The sequence below is a fragment of the Agromyces sp. NPDC058136 genome (assembly GCF_042884375.1).
GTDB lineage: Bacteria > Actinomycetota > Actinomycetes > Actinomycetales > Microbacteriaceae > Agromyces.
Map to the genome: position 1 here is coordinate 206,901 of NZ_JBHVUA010000001.1, position 16,269 is coordinate 223,169.

General features: G+C 71.0%; 21 protein-coding genes. 5 read left to right on the top strand and 16 right to left on the bottom strand.

The window, feature by feature from the left end; translation table 11 throughout:
* Nucleotides 1-12: 12 nt before the first annotated feature.
* The 8 genes from ACFVTX_RS00960 to rpsB all read right to left on the bottom strand — a co-directional run bounded on the left by ACFVTX_RS00960 (nt 13) and on the right by rpsB (nt 5,925).
* On the bottom strand, nt 13-321 hold the full coding sequence (locus ACFVTX_RS00960; RefSeq protein WP_386897259.1) for a hypothetical protein: 309 nt from the start codon (nt 319-321) through the stop codon (nt 13-15).
* Between the two features lie 48 nt (nt 322-369).
* Nucleotides 370-1,026 carry a lytic transglycosylase domain-containing protein gene (locus ACFVTX_RS00965; protein ID WP_386897261.1) on the bottom strand — a complete coding sequence of 219 codons (657 nt, stop codon included), beginning with the start codon at nt 1,024-1,026 and terminating at the stop codon, nt 370-372.
* Between the two features lie 54 nt (nt 1,027-1,080).
* Entirely contained in the window at nt 1,081-1,635 is a 555-nt protein-coding gene (locus tag ACFVTX_RS00970; RefSeq protein WP_386897262.1) for a DivIVA domain-containing protein, read from the bottom strand.
* 20 nt (nt 1,636-1,655) lie between these two features.
* On the bottom strand, nt 1,656-2,639 hold the full coding sequence (locus tag ACFVTX_RS00975) for a phosphatidate cytidylyltransferase (RefSeq protein ID WP_386897263.1): 984 nt from the start codon (nt 2,637-2,639) through the stop codon (nt 1,656-1,658).
* Nucleotides 2,640-2,650: 11 nt separating this feature from the next.
* Nucleotides 2,651-3,205: a ribosome recycling factor gene (gene frr, locus ACFVTX_RS00980; RefSeq protein WP_386897264.1), complete on the bottom strand. Its 555-nt coding sequence runs from the start codon at nt 3,203-3,205 to the stop codon at nt 2,651-2,653.
* Between the two features lie 33 nt (nt 3,206-3,238).
* Complete coding sequence (gene pyrH, locus ACFVTX_RS00985) at nt 3,239-3,970, bottom strand: UMP kinase (RefSeq protein ID WP_386897265.1); 732 nt, start codon at nt 3,968-3,970, stop codon at nt 3,239-3,241.
* Between the two features lie 174 nt (nt 3,971-4,144).
* The gene (tsf, locus tag ACFVTX_RS00990; protein WP_386897267.1) at nt 4,145-4,969 is read right to left on the bottom strand and encodes a translation elongation factor Ts; all 825 of its coding nucleotides are present in this window, start codon (nt 4,967-4,969) and stop codon (nt 4,145-4,147) included.
* A gap of 23 nt (nt 4,970-4,992) precedes the next feature.
* A complete protein-coding gene (gene rpsB / locus ACFVTX_RS00995) occupies nt 4,993-5,925 on the bottom strand; it encodes a 30S ribosomal protein S2 (RefSeq protein ID WP_386897268.1) in 933 nt (310 codons plus the stop codon).
* 269 nt (nt 5,926-6,194) lie between these two features.
* On the opposite strand from rpsB, the gene ACFVTX_RS01000 reads away from it, so the two are divergent.
* Nucleotides 6,195-6,785 (top strand): murein hydrolase activator EnvC family protein, encoded by a 591-nt coding sequence (locus ACFVTX_RS01000; RefSeq protein ID WP_386897270.1) that lies wholly within the window; start codon nt 6,195-6,197, stop codon nt 6,783-6,785.
* Nucleotides 6,786-6,795: 10 nt separating this feature from the next.
* Here the strand turns inward: ACFVTX_RS01000 and ACFVTX_RS01005 are convergent, their stop codons facing one another.
* Nucleotides 6,796-7,728 (bottom strand): tyrosine-type recombinase/integrase, encoded by a 933-nt coding sequence (locus ACFVTX_RS01005; protein ID WP_386897272.1) that lies wholly within the window; start codon nt 7,726-7,728, stop codon nt 6,796-6,798.
* Nucleotides 7,725-8,636, bottom strand: coding sequence for a metallophosphoesterase (locus ACFVTX_RS01010; RefSeq protein WP_386897273.1), 912 nt, complete (start codon nt 8,634-8,636; stop codon nt 7,725-7,727). The genes ACFVTX_RS01005 and ACFVTX_RS01010 overlap by 4 nt, the downstream gene beginning before the upstream one ends.
* Before the next feature lie 177 nt (nt 8,637-8,813).
* On the opposite strand from ACFVTX_RS01010, the gene ACFVTX_RS01015 reads away from it, so the two are divergent.
* The 3 genes from ACFVTX_RS01015 to dprA are packed head-to-tail and all read left to right on the top strand — an operon-like array spanning nt 8,814 to nt 11,994.
* Nucleotides 8,814-9,176 (top strand): YraN family protein, encoded by a 363-nt coding sequence (locus ACFVTX_RS01015; protein ID WP_386897275.1) that lies wholly within the window; start codon nt 8,814-8,816, stop codon nt 9,174-9,176.
* On the top strand, nt 9,176-10,708 hold the full coding sequence (locus tag ACFVTX_RS01020; protein ID WP_386897277.1) for a YifB family Mg chelatase-like AAA ATPase: 1,533 nt from the start codon (nt 9,176-9,178) through the stop codon (nt 10,706-10,708). The genes ACFVTX_RS01015 and ACFVTX_RS01020 overlap by 1 nt, the downstream gene beginning before the upstream one ends.
* The gene (dprA, locus tag ACFVTX_RS01025) at nt 10,705-11,994 is read left to right on the top strand and encodes a DNA-processing protein DprA (protein WP_386897279.1); all 1,290 of its coding nucleotides are present in this window, start codon (nt 10,705-10,707) and stop codon (nt 11,992-11,994) included. The genes ACFVTX_RS01020 and dprA overlap by 4 nt, the downstream gene beginning before the upstream one ends.
* Before the next feature lie 23 nt (nt 11,995-12,017).
* On the opposite strand, the gene ACFVTX_RS01030 is transcribed toward dprA, so the two are convergent.
* The 5 genes from ACFVTX_RS01030 to ACFVTX_RS01050 form a co-directional block, all read right to left on the bottom strand.
* The gene (locus ACFVTX_RS01030; RefSeq protein WP_386897280.1) at nt 12,018-12,341 is read right to left on the bottom strand and encodes a DUF2469 family protein; all 324 of its coding nucleotides are present in this window, start codon (nt 12,339-12,341) and stop codon (nt 12,018-12,020) included.
* Nucleotides 12,342-12,347: 6 nt separating this feature from the next.
* Nucleotides 12,348-13,040 (bottom strand): ribonuclease HII, encoded by a 693-nt coding sequence (locus ACFVTX_RS01035; RefSeq protein ID WP_386897282.1) that lies wholly within the window; start codon nt 13,038-13,040, stop codon nt 12,348-12,350.
* On the bottom strand, nt 13,040-13,789 hold the full coding sequence (gene lepB, locus ACFVTX_RS01040; protein ID WP_386897284.1) for a signal peptidase I: 750 nt from the start codon (nt 13,787-13,789) through the stop codon (nt 13,040-13,042). The genes ACFVTX_RS01035 and lepB overlap by 1 nt, the downstream gene beginning before the upstream one ends.
* Before the next feature lie 77 nt (nt 13,790-13,866).
* Nucleotides 13,867-14,214 (bottom strand): 50S ribosomal protein L19, encoded by a 348-nt coding sequence (gene rplS / locus ACFVTX_RS01045; RefSeq protein ID WP_386897285.1) that lies wholly within the window; start codon nt 14,212-14,214, stop codon nt 13,867-13,869.
* Nucleotides 14,215-14,429: 215 nt separating this feature from the next.
* Entirely contained in the window at nt 14,430-14,948 is a 519-nt protein-coding gene (locus ACFVTX_RS01050; protein WP_386897287.1) for a hypothetical protein, read from the bottom strand.
* A gap of 72 nt (nt 14,949-15,020) precedes the next feature.
* Between ACFVTX_RS01050 and map the strand changes: the two genes are divergently transcribed.
* Entirely contained in the window at nt 15,021-15,788 is a 768-nt protein-coding gene (gene map / locus ACFVTX_RS01055; protein WP_386897289.1) for a type I methionyl aminopeptidase, read from the top strand.
* Nucleotides 15,789-15,829: 41 nt separating this feature from the next.
* On the opposite strand, the gene nirD is transcribed toward map, so the two are convergent.
* Complete coding sequence (nirD, locus tag ACFVTX_RS01060) at nt 15,830-16,177, bottom strand: nitrite reductase small subunit NirD (protein WP_386897291.1); 348 nt, start codon at nt 16,175-16,177, stop codon at nt 15,830-15,832.
* Nucleotides 16,178-16,269 lie beyond the last annotated feature (92 nt).

The following is a 16,269-nucleotide window of genomic DNA, read 5'->3' on the forward strand; positions in this document are numbered from 1 at the left end:
CGTTCGTTCCGCTCACCGTGCGCCCAATCTCCAACAGTGCGTATGCCAATGCCGCCGGCCCGCGAGGTCGGCCGCGTCGCCGAGCACGCCGTCGGCGCGCCAGGCCACGAGGTGGGCGACGCCGGGGGCGACCTCCAGTCCGCAGCCGGGGCACACGTAGGCCTTCACCGCCTGCGCCTCCGAGACGGGCTGGACGTTCCACTCGCGACCGGCGTGCACCTCGCTGCGTCGCCAACCGGCGGTCAGACGTTCGACATCGAGTTCGGGGTGCTCCTCGCGTGCACGCGCAGCGCGACCCCGGGATCGGTTCGAACGCGCCATGATCTCAAGTCTAGGACGACGAGGGATGCCCGTTCGCCCATCGACCGGTCAGTACCAGCCGACGTCCTGGGAGTGGCCCCACGCGCCGCAGGGCGTGCTGTAGCGGCCCGAGATGTACCCGAGCCCCCACTCGATCTGGGTGCCCGCATTGGTCTCCCAGTCGGCGCCGGCGGTCGCCATCTTCGAGCCCGGCAATGCCTGCGGGATGCCGTACGCGCCGCTCGACGCGTTGTGGGCGTTCACCCGCCAGCCCGATTCCTTGCTCCACAGGGCCACGAGGCAGTCGAACTCGCCCGACCCCCAGCCGCGCGCCGCGACGGCGCCTGCTGCGTACGCCTGTGCAGAGCCCGGATCGGGCGTCACCGCGGGCGGAGCCCAACCGCCGCCCGTCGATGCGGGGGCGACGACGACTTCGGGCTTCTTCTCGACGACGTACTCCTCGGAGCCGCCGAGCGTGACCTGGTACCCCGTGCTGGCCTCGACCGACTGCGCGGACTCGCCGCCGAAGCGATCGCCGTCGAACGCGAACTCGGCGGACGCCGTCGCACCGGAGTACGGGTCGACGATGTTGACGAGGACGAGCCCGGATGCGGCGAAGAAGGCGAAGAGCACCGAAGCCGCCTGCTTGATCGGCCCTCTCGTGGGTCGACGAGCCGTCACCTGCGCCTGCTGTGCGGACGCGTCCGCTCCGTTGTGTCTACCCACGATTCGTCGAGTGTATCGGAGCCGGGACGAGGCCGTCGAACGCTCGGCGGCAGGTCATCGGACGGCCAGCATGACGTCGATGACGGCATCGAGGACGAGGTCGACCTGCGCCTCGCGATACCCGCCGCGCTGGGTGGCGAACACCACGGAGCGCACGTCCTCGACGGAGATGGGCCAGCCGTCGCGGAAGTACCGGCTGAGCCGTTCGGAGAACTGGTCGACCTCGCGCACGCTGTAGCCGAGCACCAGCGGGTTCATGCGTTCGAAGCGTTCGCCTGCAGGGCGCGCGAGGCGGTTCGAGACGACCTGAGCGGTCATGCGGGCCTCGCGCAGCCACGCCTCGTCGCCGTGCAGGCGAGCGGCCACCTGGCGCTCCTGCGCGGCGAAGGCGTCCTCGAGGCGCGAGAGCGCGGCATCGACGTGATCGGTCGAGTAGCCGTTCTTCTGCATCGCGAAGGCCGTGAGTCGGATCTGCTCGCTCGTCAACGGCTCGTCGTCGGGGCGCGCAGTGCCGTCGTAGGCACGGCGTGCGCGCTGCAGGAACTCCTCCACCTGGGCGGTGTTGTAACCGAGGCGGGGCTTGCGGGCGTGCGGGAAGGTCGAGTCCACCGAACCAGTATTGCGCACGCTCATCCGAAGAGACGGAACGCCACGAACGCGACCGCAGCCGACGGGAGGATCGAGTCGAGCCGGTCGAGGAAGCCCCCATGACCCGGCAGCCAGGAGCTCATGTCCTTGATGCCGATGTCTCGCTTGATGAGCGATTCGACGAGATCGCCGAGCGTCGCGCTGAGGAAGATCGCGAGGCCGAACAAGAGCCCGAACCACCACGTGCCGTCGAGGAGGAACAGGGCGATCAGGACGCCGACGACGGCGCTCGTCGCCGCACCTCCGGCGAAGCCCTCCCACGTCTTCTTCGGGCTGATGATCGGCGCCATCTTGTGCTTGCCGAACATGAGCCCGAACGCGTAGGCGCCCGTGTCGGCCGCGACCGCGGCCATGATGAACGCGAGGGTCCACCACTCGCCGCCGTCGGCCGCGGTGAGCACGACGGCGAACGTCGCGAGGAAGGTCACGTAGCCCTGCACGAACGCGCCGGCGGCGAGGTCGCGGACGAGCGCCCGCCCACCGGTGCGGTGGCCCGGAACCAGCTGCTCGACGAGTCGCCAGAGCGTGACCACCGCGATGCCGCCGAGCACGGCGAGCAACTGCCCGCCGGCCCCGCCGTAGTAGGCGATCGGCACCGCGGCGACCGCGACGACCACCGTCGGGATGCGGGGCACGTGGTAGTCGGCCTTGCGCAGCGCCTGCGCGAGCTCGTAGCTCGCGAACCCCGCGATGACCACCGCGAGCAGCATGAAGAGCTCTTTGACGACGAGGAGGCTCAGCAGCACGGCGCCGCCGAACACGAGCCCGATCAGGATCGCGACGAGGAGGTTCCGCCCCGTGCGCTCCTTGATCTTCTCCTGCGTCTCCTCGAACTGCGCCTTGGATGCCTCGAACTGGCGCTCGAGGTCGGCCTTGCGTGCGTGCACCTGGGCGCGGAACTCGCCTCGCGCGGTTCGTTCATGCCCCCCGGCGTCCGACTGACCCTCTTCTGGGACGCCTGACATGTTCTCTACCCTCAGACCTCGAGGAGTTCGGCTTCCTTGCGCTTCAGCGCCTCGTCGATCGCGTCGACGTGGGCCTTGGTGATCTGCTCGAGCTCCTTCTCACCGCGAGCCACCTCGTCGTCGCCGACCTCGCCCTTCAGGGCGTCGAGGTCGTCCTTCGCCTTGCGACGGATGTTGCGCACGGAGACCTTCGCGTCCTCGCCCTTCGAGCGCACCATCTTGACGAACTCCTTGCGGCGCTCCTCCGTCAGCTCGGGCAGCGTGACCCGGATGATGTTGCCGTCGTTCGACGGGTTCGCCCCGAGGTTCGGCATGTCGCGGATCGCCTGCTCGATGTCTCGCATGGCGCCCTTGTCGTACGGAGTGACGACGAGGGTGCGCGCCTCGGGGTTCGCGAGCGAGGCGAGCTGCGCGAGCGGCGTCGGCGTGCCGTAGTAGCTCACCATGATCTTCTGGAAGAGCTGGGGGTTCGCCCGCCCCGTCCGCACGGTGGCGAAGTCGTCCTTGGCGACTTCGACCGCCTTCTGCATGCGGGCGGTGGCATCGGAAAGTACATCCGCGATCACGGGAACTCCTTACGGTTCGCTACTCGACCCAGTCTATCGACTGGTCGACTCCACACCGTTGCTCACCACGGTGCCGAGGTCGGCGCCGAGGATCGCAGCGGTCACATTTCCGGCGGGGGCCATGCCGAAGACCTGCATCGGCATGCCGTTGTCCATGCAGAGGCTGAAGGCCGTCGAGTCGACGACCTTGAGTCCGCGCTGGAGGGCCTCCTGGTAGCTGATCCGGTCGATCTTCGTCGCCTCGGGGTTCGTGCGCGGGTCGTCGGAGTACACCCCGTCGACCCCGTTCTTCGCGACGAGGACGACCTCGGCGTCGATCTCGAGGGCGCGCTGCGCTGCGACCGTGTCGGTCGAGAAGTACGGGAGGCCGGCGCCCGCGCCGAAGATCACGACGCGCCCCTTCTCGAGGTGCCGCTCTGCGCGACGCGGGATGTAGGGCTCGGCGACCTGGGTCATCGAGATCGCCGACTGCACGCGGGTCTCTGCGCCCGCCTGCTCGAGGAAGTCCTGGAGGGCGAGCGAGTTCATCACGGTGCCGAGCATGCCCATGTAGTCGGCACGACCGCGGTCCATGCCGCGCTGGCTGAGCTCGGCGCCGCGGAAGAAGTTGCCGCCGCCGACGACGATCGCGACCTCGACCGTCTTGGCCGCGTCGGCGATCTCGCGCGCGAGCGCGCTCACGACGTCGGGGTTGACCCCGAGCGCTCCCCCGCCGAAAGCCTCTCCTGAGAGCTTCAGCATCACCCTGCGCCTGCGTTCGGTCATCGCCGCCGTCCTTCCGGTACCCGTGTCAAAACTAGTGCTTCACCGGCGCCCGGCACAGTGCCGAGGCGATCGGCGCGCGGTGGGCGGACGTCGAACGACGTCGGCTCCGAAGCATCCGCGCATGGAAAAGGGAGTCCGGATCGACTGAACGATCCGGACTCCCTCATCGTGGCGTTACGCCGTGGCCTTGAAGCGGGCGAACCCGGTCACGGTGAGACCGGCGTCCGCCAGGACCTTCTTGACCTGCTGCTTGTCGTCGCGGGCGTAGCCCTGCTCGAGCAGCACGATCTGCTTGAAGAAGCCCGTCAGACGGCCGTCGACGATCTTCTCGAGCATCGCCTCGGGCTTGCCCTCGTTGCGGCTGATCTCGGTGACGATGTCGCGCTCCTTCTCGACGAGCTCGGCCGGCACGTCCTCACGGGTGAGGTACTGCGGGTCGAACATCGCGATGTGCTGCGCGACGGCGCGAGCCGTCTCGGCGTCGGCGCCCGAGTAGGCGACGACGACACCGATCTGCGGCGGGAGGTCCTTCGAGGTCTTGTGCAGGTAGACCGCGAACTCGTCGCCCGAGAGGGTGACGGCCTTCGCGAGCTCGACCTTCTCGCCGAGGGTCGCGGCCTGCTCGTCGATGACCTCGCCGACGGTCTTGCCGTCGACGGGGGCGGCGAGCGCCGACGCGACGTCGGTGGCACCGGCCGCGGCGACCGCGTCGAGCACCTTGTCGGCGAGCGCGACGAACTTGTCGTTCTTCGCGACGAAGTCCGTCTCGCAGGCGAGCTGGATCATCGTGTAGCCGGCGGGCGACTCCTTCGCCGCGACGAGACCCTCGGTGGTCGAGCGGTCGGCGCGCTTGGCGTTGCCCTTGGCACCCTTGAGACGCAGGATCTCGGTGGCCTTCTCGAGGTCGCCGTCGGCCTCCTCGAGCGCCTTCTTGGTGTCGACCATGCCCGTGCCGAGCTGCTCGCGCAGGGTCTTGATGTCAGCGATGCTGATTGCCATGTCTGGCTGTCTCCTTCGGGGACTTATTCGGCGGTGGCGGTCTCGTCGGCGACGACCTCGGCCGCAGCCTCGGCGCCCGCGACATCGGCGGCCGACTCGGTGGCGGCGATCTCGGTCGCGGCCTCGTCGACGACCTCAGCAGCCTCGGCCTTGGCCTCGGCCTCGGTCTCGGCGGTCTTCTCGGTCGCGGCGCTCTGCTGGAGGAGCTCCTGCTCCCACTCGGCGAGCGGCTCGACGGCCGAGACGTTGCCGGCCTCTTCGGGCTTCTGGTGGCGCTCGATGAGGCCCTCAGCGGCGGCGTCGGCGATGATGCGGGTGAGCAGGCTCACCGAGCGGATCGCGTCGTCGTTGCCCGGGATCGGGTACTGGACCTCGTCGGGGTCGCAGTTGGTGTCGAGGATGCCGATGACGGGGATGCCGAGCTTCTTGGCCTCGTCGATCGCGAGGTGCTCCTTCTTGGTGTCGACCACCCAGAGCGCCGAGGGGGTCTTCGACAGGTTGCGGATGCCGCCGAGCGACTTGTGCAGCTTGTCGAGCTCGCGCTTCTTGATGAGGAGCTCCTTCTTGGTGAAGCCGCTCGTGGTGCCCTCGAAGTCGAGCTCCTCGAGCTCCTTCATGCGCGCGAGGCGCTTGGAGACCGTCTGGAAGTTGGTGAGGAGGCCGCCGAGCCAACGCTGGTTGACGTAGGGCTGGCCGACGCGGGTCGCCTGCTCGGCGATGGACTCCTGGGCCTGCTTCTTCGTGCCGACGAAGAGGATGGTGCCGCCGTGGGCGACCGTCTCGCGGACGAAGTCGTACGCCTTGTCGATGAAGGCGAGCGACTGCTGCAGGTCGATGATGTAGATGCCGGAACGCTCGGTGAAGATGAAGCGCTTCATCTTCGGGTTCCAACGGCGGGTCTGGTGCCCGAAGTGCACGCCGCTGTCGAGCAGCTGGCGAATGGTGACGACGGCCATGAGCCGTTCTCCTTCTGTTCTCAGTTGTCGCAACCGGCCGGCGGCCGGGAGCCCTGGTGCCCGGCACGGCTCCGCCGTCTCCCGCTTTCGCGGGGCCGGACCGAATGGAGTCGTCTGCCGAATGGGCACGCGTAGTCGCCTCGACAGACGAGGCGCTCTGGACACTCTACCATCGGCACTGGTCCTCCCCAACCGCACAGCCGGCCGGTTCGTCCACGGCGATGGCGGCGCACGACCGGATGCCACGTGGCCGCCCGAGGATCGACGGCATGACCCGACCCGAACACCCCGGCTCCCCCGCTCGTCGTCGCCGCGGCATCGCCTCGGCGCTCGCGGCCGCTGCCCTCGTGCTCGCCGTCGCGGGCGCGATCTTCGCGGTCTCGCCGCCCGCGGCGCGGGCGCTCGGCCTCGGTCCGTCCGCGCCGGCCTCCGCGACGTCGACGACGCCCGCCCCCGTGCAGTGGGTCTGGCCGGTGCCCGCACCCATCCGCGTCGTCTCCCCGTTCCGGGCCCCGCCGACGCCGTACACCGCGGGGCACCGCGGCATCGACCTCGAGGTCGCACCCGGTGCCGCGCTCGTCGCCGCCGACGGCGGCACGGTGAGTTTCGCCGGCATGGTCGCGGGCCGCGGCGTCGTGGCGATCGACCACGGCGACGGCGTCGTGAGCGCGATCGAACCCGTCTCGCCGCTCGTGCAGGAGGGCGCGGTCGTCGCGCCCGGCGAGCCGATCGGCACGGCGTCGCAGGGCGGCCACTGCGAGGGCGGATGCGTGCACTTCGGCGTGCGCGTCGACGGCGAGTACGTCTCGCCCTTCCTGTTTCTCGGGGGGCTCCCGCGCGCGGTGCTCCTGCCCTACTGACCGGCCGCGCTCAGGCGCGTGGATGCGCCGTGCGGTAGCTCTCCTTCAGACGCTCGGCGGAGACGTGGGTGTAGATCTGCGTGGTTCCGAGGCTCGCGTGCCCGAGGAACTCCTGCACCGCGCGGAGGTCGGCACCGCCGTCGAGGAGATGCGTGGCCGCGGTGTGCCGGAAGGTGTGCGGGCCGCTCGGCCCCGAGCCGGGGATCTCGGCGAGCACCCCGGCGACGAGGCGGTACACGCTGCGCGTGCCGAGCCTGGCGCCCTTGACGCCGAGGAAGAACGCCGAGCCGCTCGGCCGCGCACCCTCCGCCGCCCGCGCCGCGAGCGTCGGTCGCCCCTGCTCGAGGTAGCGGTCGAGCGCCCTCGCCGCCGGCGCCCCGTACGGCACGATCCGCTCTTTGGAGCCCTTGCCGACGACGCGCACGGTGCGCCGCCTGCGGTCGACGTCGGCGACATCGAGCCCGACGAGCTCCGACACGCGGAGGGCCGAGGCGTAGAGCAGCTCGATGATCGCGACATCCCGTTCGTCGACCGGCTCGTGCGTCGAGACCGCACGGGCCTCGAGCCTCGCGAGCGCCTCGTCGAGTGCGGGGGCGGCGACCACGCGCGGCAGGGCGCGCTGCGCGCGCGGGGCCCGGAGCCGCGCACCCTGGTCGACCGGAACGAGGCCGCGTCGGGTCATCCATGCCGTGAACCCGCGCGCCGACGCGGCACGCCGCGCGATCGTGGCCCGTGCGAGCCCGCGCTCGGTCGCCGCCCAGAGCCAGTCGCGCAGCACGGGGAGGTCGATGTCGGCGACCGAGGCGACGCCGTGCTCTTCGGCGAAGCCGAGCAGGTCGGCGAGGTCGGAGCGGTACGCCGCGACGGTGTGTTCGGAGTAGCCCCGCTCAGTGCGGACGTGGGCGAGATAGTCGTCGACGACCCGGTCGAGCGCGACGCTCACGGCGACGGCTTCCGCGAGAAGCGCTCGAGCCGCTCGGCCGGGCTCATCGCCTCGAGCTCGGCGAGGTAGGCCTCGCCGAAGCTCGTGACGACCTCGAAGGGCCCGACCGGCACGACCGAGGTCACGATCTGCTCGTCGAAGACATGGACCAAGGAGAACGACCGGCCGCCGTCGATGCCGACGAGCTCGCGCGGCGGCGCCGAGAGGTCCATCGTGTAGGCGGTCGCGCCGGCGACCGAGACGGGCACGCCCGCGAAGACGCCCTGGGTCGCGTAGTGGAGGTGGCCGCCGAGGAAGAGCCGCACGTCGCGCCCGCGGACGACGTCGGCGAGCTCGTCCTGACCGCGGAGCTCGAGCACGTCCATCAGGGCGAGCGGGGTCGCGATCGGGGCGTGGTGCATCGCGAGGATCGTGCCCCGCGGGGCCGGCGTCGCGAGCACCTCGTCGAGCCAGGCGAGCGAGCGGGGATCGAGCGTGCCGTGGTGATACCCGGGCACGCTCGTGTCGAGTGCGACGACGCGGAGGCCGTCGAGGTCGATGACGCGGTCGACGGGCAGGTCGGGCGACACCGCGCCGGGTGCCTCGCCAAGGAGCCCCTCGCGGAACGCCGCGCGCTCGTCGTGGTTGCCCATGACCCAGATGAGCTCGGCTCCGGTCGACTCGGCCAACGGGTCGAACACTGCGCGGGCGCGCACGTAGGCGTCGGGCTCGCCGAGATCCGCGACGTCGCCGGTGACGACGATCGCGTCGAGCGAGGTGCCGAGCCGTTCGAGCTGGGCCGCGGTCTGCGCGAGGGCCGCGACCGTGTCGGCGGCGCCGCCGAGCGGCGCACCGCCCGCGAGCAGGTGCGTGTCGCTCACATGCGCGATCACCGTGTTCGCCGCCGGGTACCTGCCGAGTCGCTCCATCTCTCCCCCGCCTTTCGCGGCCAGCCTACGGTCCGGCACCGACACCGCACCGGCGCCGGGCCGCGCGCCTGCGACATGTCCACCCCAGGCGGCGCGCCGCGGCCGGATTCCCACAACCTCTGCGTTCGCGGCCGAAGCGCACGCGCAGGCGTGGACGCTCGACGCGGAGGTGGTCTCTTGGCCCACAACACGGAACTCGGCCGGCGCGGCGAACAGCTCGCGGCCGATCATCTGATCGCGCGCGGGATGGCGGTGATCGAGCGCAACTGGCGCTGCCGTCACGGCGAGATCGACCTGGTCGCGAGCGACGGCGGCACCGTCGTCTTCGTCGAGGTCAAGACGCGCTCGGGCGCCGGGTACGGGCATCCGTTCGAGGCGATCACCGCGCAGAAGCTCGCCAGGATGCGTCGGCTCGCGCTCGCCTGGTGCGAGACGGCGGAGCCGCGCCCCGCCCGGATCCGCATCGACGCGATCGCCGTCACGCTGCCGCGCGGCGACGAGGAGGGTGCGGCGATCGAGCACCTCGAGGGGGTGAGCTGATGCCGGTCGCGCGCACCGCCTCCGTCGCCCTGCTCGGGCTCGCGGGCTCGATCGTCGAGGTCGAGGCCGACCTCTCGGCCCAACTGCCCGGCGTCGTCATCATCGGGCTGCCCGACGCCGCCCTCGGCGAGGCACGCGACCGCGTTCGCTCCGCGGCGAGCAACGCCGGGTGCCCCCTGCCGAGTCGTCGCCTGACCGTGAACCTCTCCCCGGCGGCATTGCCGAAGCACGGCTCGGGATTCGACCTCGCCATCGCCGTCGCGTGCCTCGCCGCGGCGGGTGAGCTCTCCGCCGAATCGGTCGCCCGGGTCGTGCACCTCGGCGAGCTCGGGCTCGACGGTCGCCTGCGACCGATCGACGGCATCCTCCCGGCGGTCCTCGCCGCGGTGCGCGCCGGGCACGACCTCGTCATGGTGCCGCAGGCGAACGCCGAGGAGGCGTCGCTCGTACCGGGCGCGCGAGTCGTCGGCGTCGCGTCGCTGCTCGACGCCGCGATCTGGCACGGCGGCGTGTACGAGCCGCAGGTGAGCGACCCCGTGCCCGGCCGGCAGTCCGCCGAGGAGACGGCGGCGCCGGCCGGGGATCTCGCGGAGGTCGCCGGCAACAGCGACGCCGTCGAGGCGATGCTCGTGGCCGCCTCGGGCGGGCACCACGTCTCGATGCTCGGGCCGCCCGGCGCGGGCAAGACGATGCTCGCGTCGCGCCTGCCGGGCCTCCTCCCCGACCTCGACGCCGACGCCGCGCTCGAGGTCGCCTCGATCCACTCGCTCGCGGGCCGGAGCCCGGGTGCGCAGCTCTCGTTCAGACCGCCGTACGAAGCGCCGCACCACACCGCCACGGCGGCCTCCATCGTGGGCGGCGGCAGCCGACTGATCCGGCCGGGGGCGGCCGCCAGGGCGACGCACGGCGTGCTGTTCCTCGACGAGGCCCCCGAGTTCCCTCGCGCGGTGCTCGACGTGCTGCGGCAACCGATCGAGTCGGGCACGATCTCGATCCACCGGGCGAACGCGATCGCGACCTTCCCGGCGAGGTTCCAGCTCGTGCTCGCGGCGAACCCCTGCCCGTGCGGCAACGCGGGCACCTCCGAGTGCACGTGCGCGCCCATCGTGCAGCGGCGCTACCTCTCGCGCCTCTCCGGGCCGCTGCTCGACCGGGTCGACCTGCAGCTCAGGGTGCCGCGCATCTCGGTCGCTGCGCTGCGCATGGGCGAGCAGGGGGCGGTCTCGACCGCCCAGGGTCGCGAGATGGTCGCGGCGGCGCGCGCGGCCGCCGCCGCACGGCTCGCCGCCACGCCGTGGCGCACCAACTCGGAGATGCCGGGGCCGTGGCTCCGCGGCGCCGGGCGGCTCCACCCGGGGCGTCGGGCCACCGCGACCCTCGATCGCCTCCTCGAGCGGGGCGGCATCACGATGCGGGGCTACGACCGGATCCTCAAGGTCGCGTGGACGCTCAACGATCTCGCGGGCAGCCCCGCCCCGACGGCCGAGCACGTCGGCCGCGCCATGTTCTTCAAGACCGGAGTCACCTCATGAGCGCCACGCTCCGCACGATCGCCCTCTACGGCGTCGAGCTCGCCGCCGTCAGACTCGGCGACGCCCCCGACGACGAGTCGACCCGCACGGAGGCGACGGCACGCGCGTCGCTCGGGTTCCTCTCCGAACCCGGCGACGGCGTGCTCGGTCGCCTCGTCGTCGCCCTCGGCGCGGTGGCGACCCTCGATCTCGTGGTCGCCGGCGCCGGGGTGGCCGAGGTCGCGCATGCACTGCGGGCCGCCGGTGAACTCGACGTCGCTGGGGCCCTCGACGCGGGCGAGGCCCGCGCGACGCGAGCGCTCGAGGAGGGACTGAAGCGCTGGCGTCCGCGGGTGGACGCTCCGGCGTTCGCCCGCTCGCTCGCGCAGGCGGACCGGGTGGGCGCGCGGCTGCTCGTCCCAGGCGACCCCGAGTGGCCGGTCGGCGTCGACGACCTCGGCGCGAACGCGCCGCTCGGGCTCTGGGTGCGCGGTCGCGCCGGTGCGCTCGCGGGCGGGCAGCCCGCGATCGCCCTCGTCGGCGCACGCGCCGCGAGCGGCTACGGCCAGCATGTGACCGCGGATGCCTCGGCGGGCCTCGTCGACCGGGGCTTCGCCATCGTCTCCGGCGGTGCCTACGGCATCGACGGCACCGCGCACCGGGCCGCGCTCGCGAGCGACGGCACCACGGTCGCGTTCCTCGCGGGCGGGATCGATCGCTTCTACCCCGCAGGGCACGACGCCCTCCTCACCCGCATCGTGGAGACGGGCGCGGTGTTCTCCGAGGTCGCGTGCGGCACCGCGCCGTCGAAGTGGCGCTTCCTCCAGCGCAACCGCTTGATCGCCGCCGCATCGGACGCGACGGTCGTCATCGAGGCGGGACTGCGCTCGGGCGCGCTCAACACCGCGACCCACGCCTCCGAGCTCGGTCGACCGCTCGGGGCGGTGCCGGGGCCGGTGACGAGTCCGTCGTCGGCGGGATGCCATCGCCTCTACCGCGAACGCAACGCTCAGTGCGTCGTGGATGCCGCGCAGATGGCCGAACTCGCCTCGGGCATGGGGTTCGGACTCACCGCCCAGCGCGGGGGCGGCTCGGTCGGTGCGCCGGTGCCCGCGCCTGATCCGTCACCCGAGGGCATCCGGCTGCTCGACGCCCTGAGCACACGCAGCGCGCGCTCCGTCGACGATCTCGCCCGCCGCAGCGGACTCTCGACCGGCATGGTGATGTCGACCCTCGCCGAACTCGAGGTCGACGCACTCGTCGCACGAGACCTCGACGGGCACTGGAAACAGCGCCGGCGGCGATGAGACGAGCGCGCGGCGCGAATCGACTACTCGTCGAGCGCGAGCTCTTTCGGCAGCTCGAACTCGCGGGTCGCGAGCTCTTCGACGTTGACGTCCTTGAAGGTGAGCACGCGTACCGCCTTCACGAAGCGATCGGCACGGTAGACGTCCCAGACCCAGACGTCCTTCATCGTCAGTTCGAAGTAGAAGTCGTGCTCGGTGTCACGGCGCACCAATTCGACCTCGTTCGCGAGGTAGAACCGTCGCTCGGTCTCGACCACGTACTTGAACTGCGAGACGATGTCTCGGTACTCGCGGTACAGGGCCAACTCGACTTCGCGGTCGTAGTCTTCGAACTCGTCTTCATCCATCGCTGTTCATCCTACGCCGAGGTCGAAGAGGGCCGGGGCCTCGGGCTCGCGTTCATGCAGCCAGGTGCGCCGGTGCAGGGCGTTCGGTCCGTGCTGCTCGATCGCGGCGAAATGCGCGCGGCTCGAGTACCCCTTGTTCTCGTCCCACGAGTAGAGCGGAGTGTCGGCGTGGGCGCGCCGCATCCCGCCGTCGCGGTGCACCTTCGCGATGACCGAGGCGGCCGCGACCGAGGCGCAGTCGCGGTCGGCCTTGATGCGGGTGCGCACGGCGACCCGGCGCGCGATCGCCGGGCTCAACCAGTCGTGGTTGCCGTCGAGGATGAGCGGCGAACCCGCCACCTCGTCGGCGAGCCCGGTGCCGGGGGCGAGCGCGGCGAAGGCGCGTGCGCCCGCGAGGCCGAGGCACGCCATGATGCCGAGCTCGTCGATCTCGGCCGCCGAGGCCTCGCCCACGGCCCACGCGCGCACCCAGGCGGCCGCGCGCGGCGCCATCGCGTCGCGCTTCGGCTCGGTCATGAGCTTCGAGTCGCGGAGCCCCGCCGGCATGCGCCGCACCGAGGCGTCGATCACGACGAGTCCCACGCTGACCGGGCCCGCGAGCGCGCCCCGCCCGACCTCGTCGCAGGCGAGCACGAACGGTGCGCCCTCGTCGAAGAGCTCGCGCTCGGCGCGGAGATTGGGGATCGCCTGCGCAGCCATCAGCCGGTGCCTTCGTCGACGCCCTCGAAGACCGTCGGGTAGTTGTCGAGCCACGCCCAGTGCGACACGGGCCAGCTCACGACGAACGCGCGCCCGACGACGTTGTCGATCGGCACGAAGCCCTTCAGCGGGGTGTCAGCGTTGTAACGCGAGTCCTTCGAGTTGCCGCGGTTGTCGCCCATCACCCAGAGCGCCCCCTCGGGCACCGTCTCGTCGAAGTCGACCTCGGAGACCTTGGTCTCACCGGGCGGCAGGGCGACGTAGGGCGACTCGTCGAGCGGCACGCCGTTGACGCTCATCTGGCCGAGCGCGTTGCAGCACACGACGTGGTCGCCGGGCAGCCCGATGACCCGCTTCACGAGGTGGTCGTTCGAATCGGGCGCCGAGAGGCCGACGAACGCCATGAACCAGTCGAACGCGGCGACGAGCGGCGGTTGCGGTTCTTCGACGCGCGCGGGCAGCCAGCCGCCCGGGTCCTTGAAGACGACGACGTCGCCGCGCGAGATCGGCGTCACCTCGGGCACCAGTTGGTTCACGATGATGCGATCGTCTTTCACCAGGGTCATCTCCATCGACTGCGATGGGATGAAGAACGACCTGATGAGGAACGTCTTGATGAGGAATGAGACCAACACCGCCACCACGAAGATGACGAGCAGGTCGCGAAGGAAGAGGAGGATGCCGCGCTGTCTACCGCGCGACGATGCCGAACCAGCGCGGTCTTCGCGCATGGTGGTGTCTTCTGTCATTTAACCGCCCGAGCTCCCCACCATTGTATTGGTGGGGAGCTCGGTCGGAGTTCGCGGGAGACCGCGATTCGCGCGGATCAGGCGTCGCGCTTCTCCTTGATCTTGGCCTTCTTGCCACGGAGCTTGCGCAGGTAGTACAGCTTCGCGCGACGGACGTCACCGCGGGTGACGATCTCGATGTGGTCGATGACCGGCGAGTGCACCGGGAACTTGCGCTCGACGCCGACCTGGAAGCTGACCTTGCGGACCGTGAAGGTCTCGCGCACGCCTTCGCCCGAGCGGCCGATGACGACGCCCTGGAAGACCTGGATACGCGAGCGGGTGCCTTCGATGATGTTCACGTGCACCTTGACGGTGTCGCCGGGGCGGAAGTCGGGGATGTCCGACCGCAGGCTCGCGGCGTCGACATGGTCGAGAATGTGCATGATGTTCGCTCTCTGCGCCCGCAACCGGTCGAACGCGGATCTTGAATGGAAAGAATCTGGCGCCGCCTCGCACGGAAGAACCCGCGCGTCGCATGCTCCCCGGAGGCAGAGACGTCGGCGGGATCGCTCCCGCAGCGGCACAATCCTCTATTGTGCCATGCCGGGTGCCCGGCAGGCAAAGCGGCGCGGATGCCACGGCGCCGCGGTCGCTCGGGTCAGTCGCGCCGCTCGTGGATGATGATGACGTCGTCGCCGTCGTCGCCGTCGTCGAACGGAGGACGGCGGGTGCCCGGGGCATCCTGACGGGGAACGCCGCCCTGCTGCTCGGTCGCGAGCCGCTCGAACTCGGCCATCGAGGCGTTCATGCGCTTCGCGCCGTCTTTCACGAGCTGCCAGAGCGCCACCCAGAACGCCGCGACCGCCGCGATGATCGCGAGCACGCCGAACAACGTCGACGCGTCGCCGTAGAACCCGGTGGCGATGAGCGCGGCGTGCCAGGCGCCGAGGACGCCCACGTCCGTCCAGGAGACGGCGCGCTCGGCGCGCACCGTCGGGCGGGCGTTCACGAGGAGCGCGACGACGCCGAGCGTGAGGAAGGCGACCGGCACGACGATGACGAGACCGAGGGTGCCCCAGCCGCCCGCACCGAAGATCGCCCAACCCACGAGCAGCCACACCGGCAGCGCGATGATCGCGATGAACTGCCAGCGGTAGAAGAGGCGCCGGATGAGCATGAGGCCAGCGTAATCCGCCCGACTGCGAAGGTGCAGGGTGTTCACTCAGGGCGGAGACGACAGAATGGACTCGTGATTGAACTCCGGACCCCTGCAGAGATCGAGGAGATGCGACCCGCGGGTCGCTTCGTGGCCAGCGTCATCGAGGCGACGTCGAAGGCGGCCGCCGTCGGCGTCAATCTGCTCGAGCTCGATGCGCTCGCGCACGAGATGATCCGCAAGGCGGGCGCCGAGAGCTGCTACATCGACTACCACCCGTCGTTCGGCGCGAGCCCGTTCGGCAAGGTCATCTGCACCTCGGTGAACGACGCCGTGCTGCACGGCCTCCCCCGCGACTACACGCTCCGCGACGGCGACCTGCTGAGCCTCGACTTCGCGGCCTCGCTGAACGGCTGGGTCTCCGACTCGGCGATCTCGATCGTCGTCGGCACGCCCCGCGCCGAAGACCTCCGCCTCATCGACACCACGCAGCGCGCCCTCGACGCCGGCATCGCCGCCGCACGCACCGGCAACCGCATCGGCGACATCTCGCGGGCGATCGCCGACGTGGCGAAGGCCGACGGCTTCTCGATCAACACCGACTTCGGCGGGCACGGCGTCGGGCGCACCATGCACGGCGACCCGCACATCCCCAACAACGGTCGCCCTGGTCGCGGTCTGCCGCTGAAGCCCGGCCTCGTCGTCGCGATCGAGCCGTGGTTCCTGCAGACGACCGACGAGATCTTCACCGACCCCGACGGTTGGACCCTCCGCAGCGCCGACGGCTCGCGCGGCGCGCACGTCGAGCACACGATCGCCATCACCGACGGCGACCCGATCGTCCTCACCGCGCGCGGCTGACGCGCCCGTGCGGGTGCAGCGGTGCGCACCGCTGCGCCCGCTCAACGTTCGAGTTCGACCTCGAGCATGCCGCCGACGACGCGCGTGCGATACGTGCGGAGGACGAGCGCCGCGTCGGTGAAGCACTCCCCCGTGCCGAGGTCGTAGACCTCCTTGTGCAGCGGCGAGGCGATGGTCGGGCGTTCGCCGCGAGACCCGACGATGCCGCGCGCCATGACGGGCGCGCCCGTGTGCGGGTCGTGGTGGTCGACGGCGTACACCTCCTCAGCGCCGAGGCGCACGAGCGCGATCTGCCGTTCGCCGTGCAGGGCGACCTCGCCCCAGCCGGGCTCGAGTTCCTCGATTCCGCAGGCGGTGAGCCAGGTGGTGCTCGTCGCGGTCATCGTCATGGCGTTCCTCCTCGTGCGTCGTGCGTCGTGCGTCGTGCGTCGGCGCTGATCGTCGTGCGGTCGACGCTAGCCGTCGCCCGTTTCACCGAGCG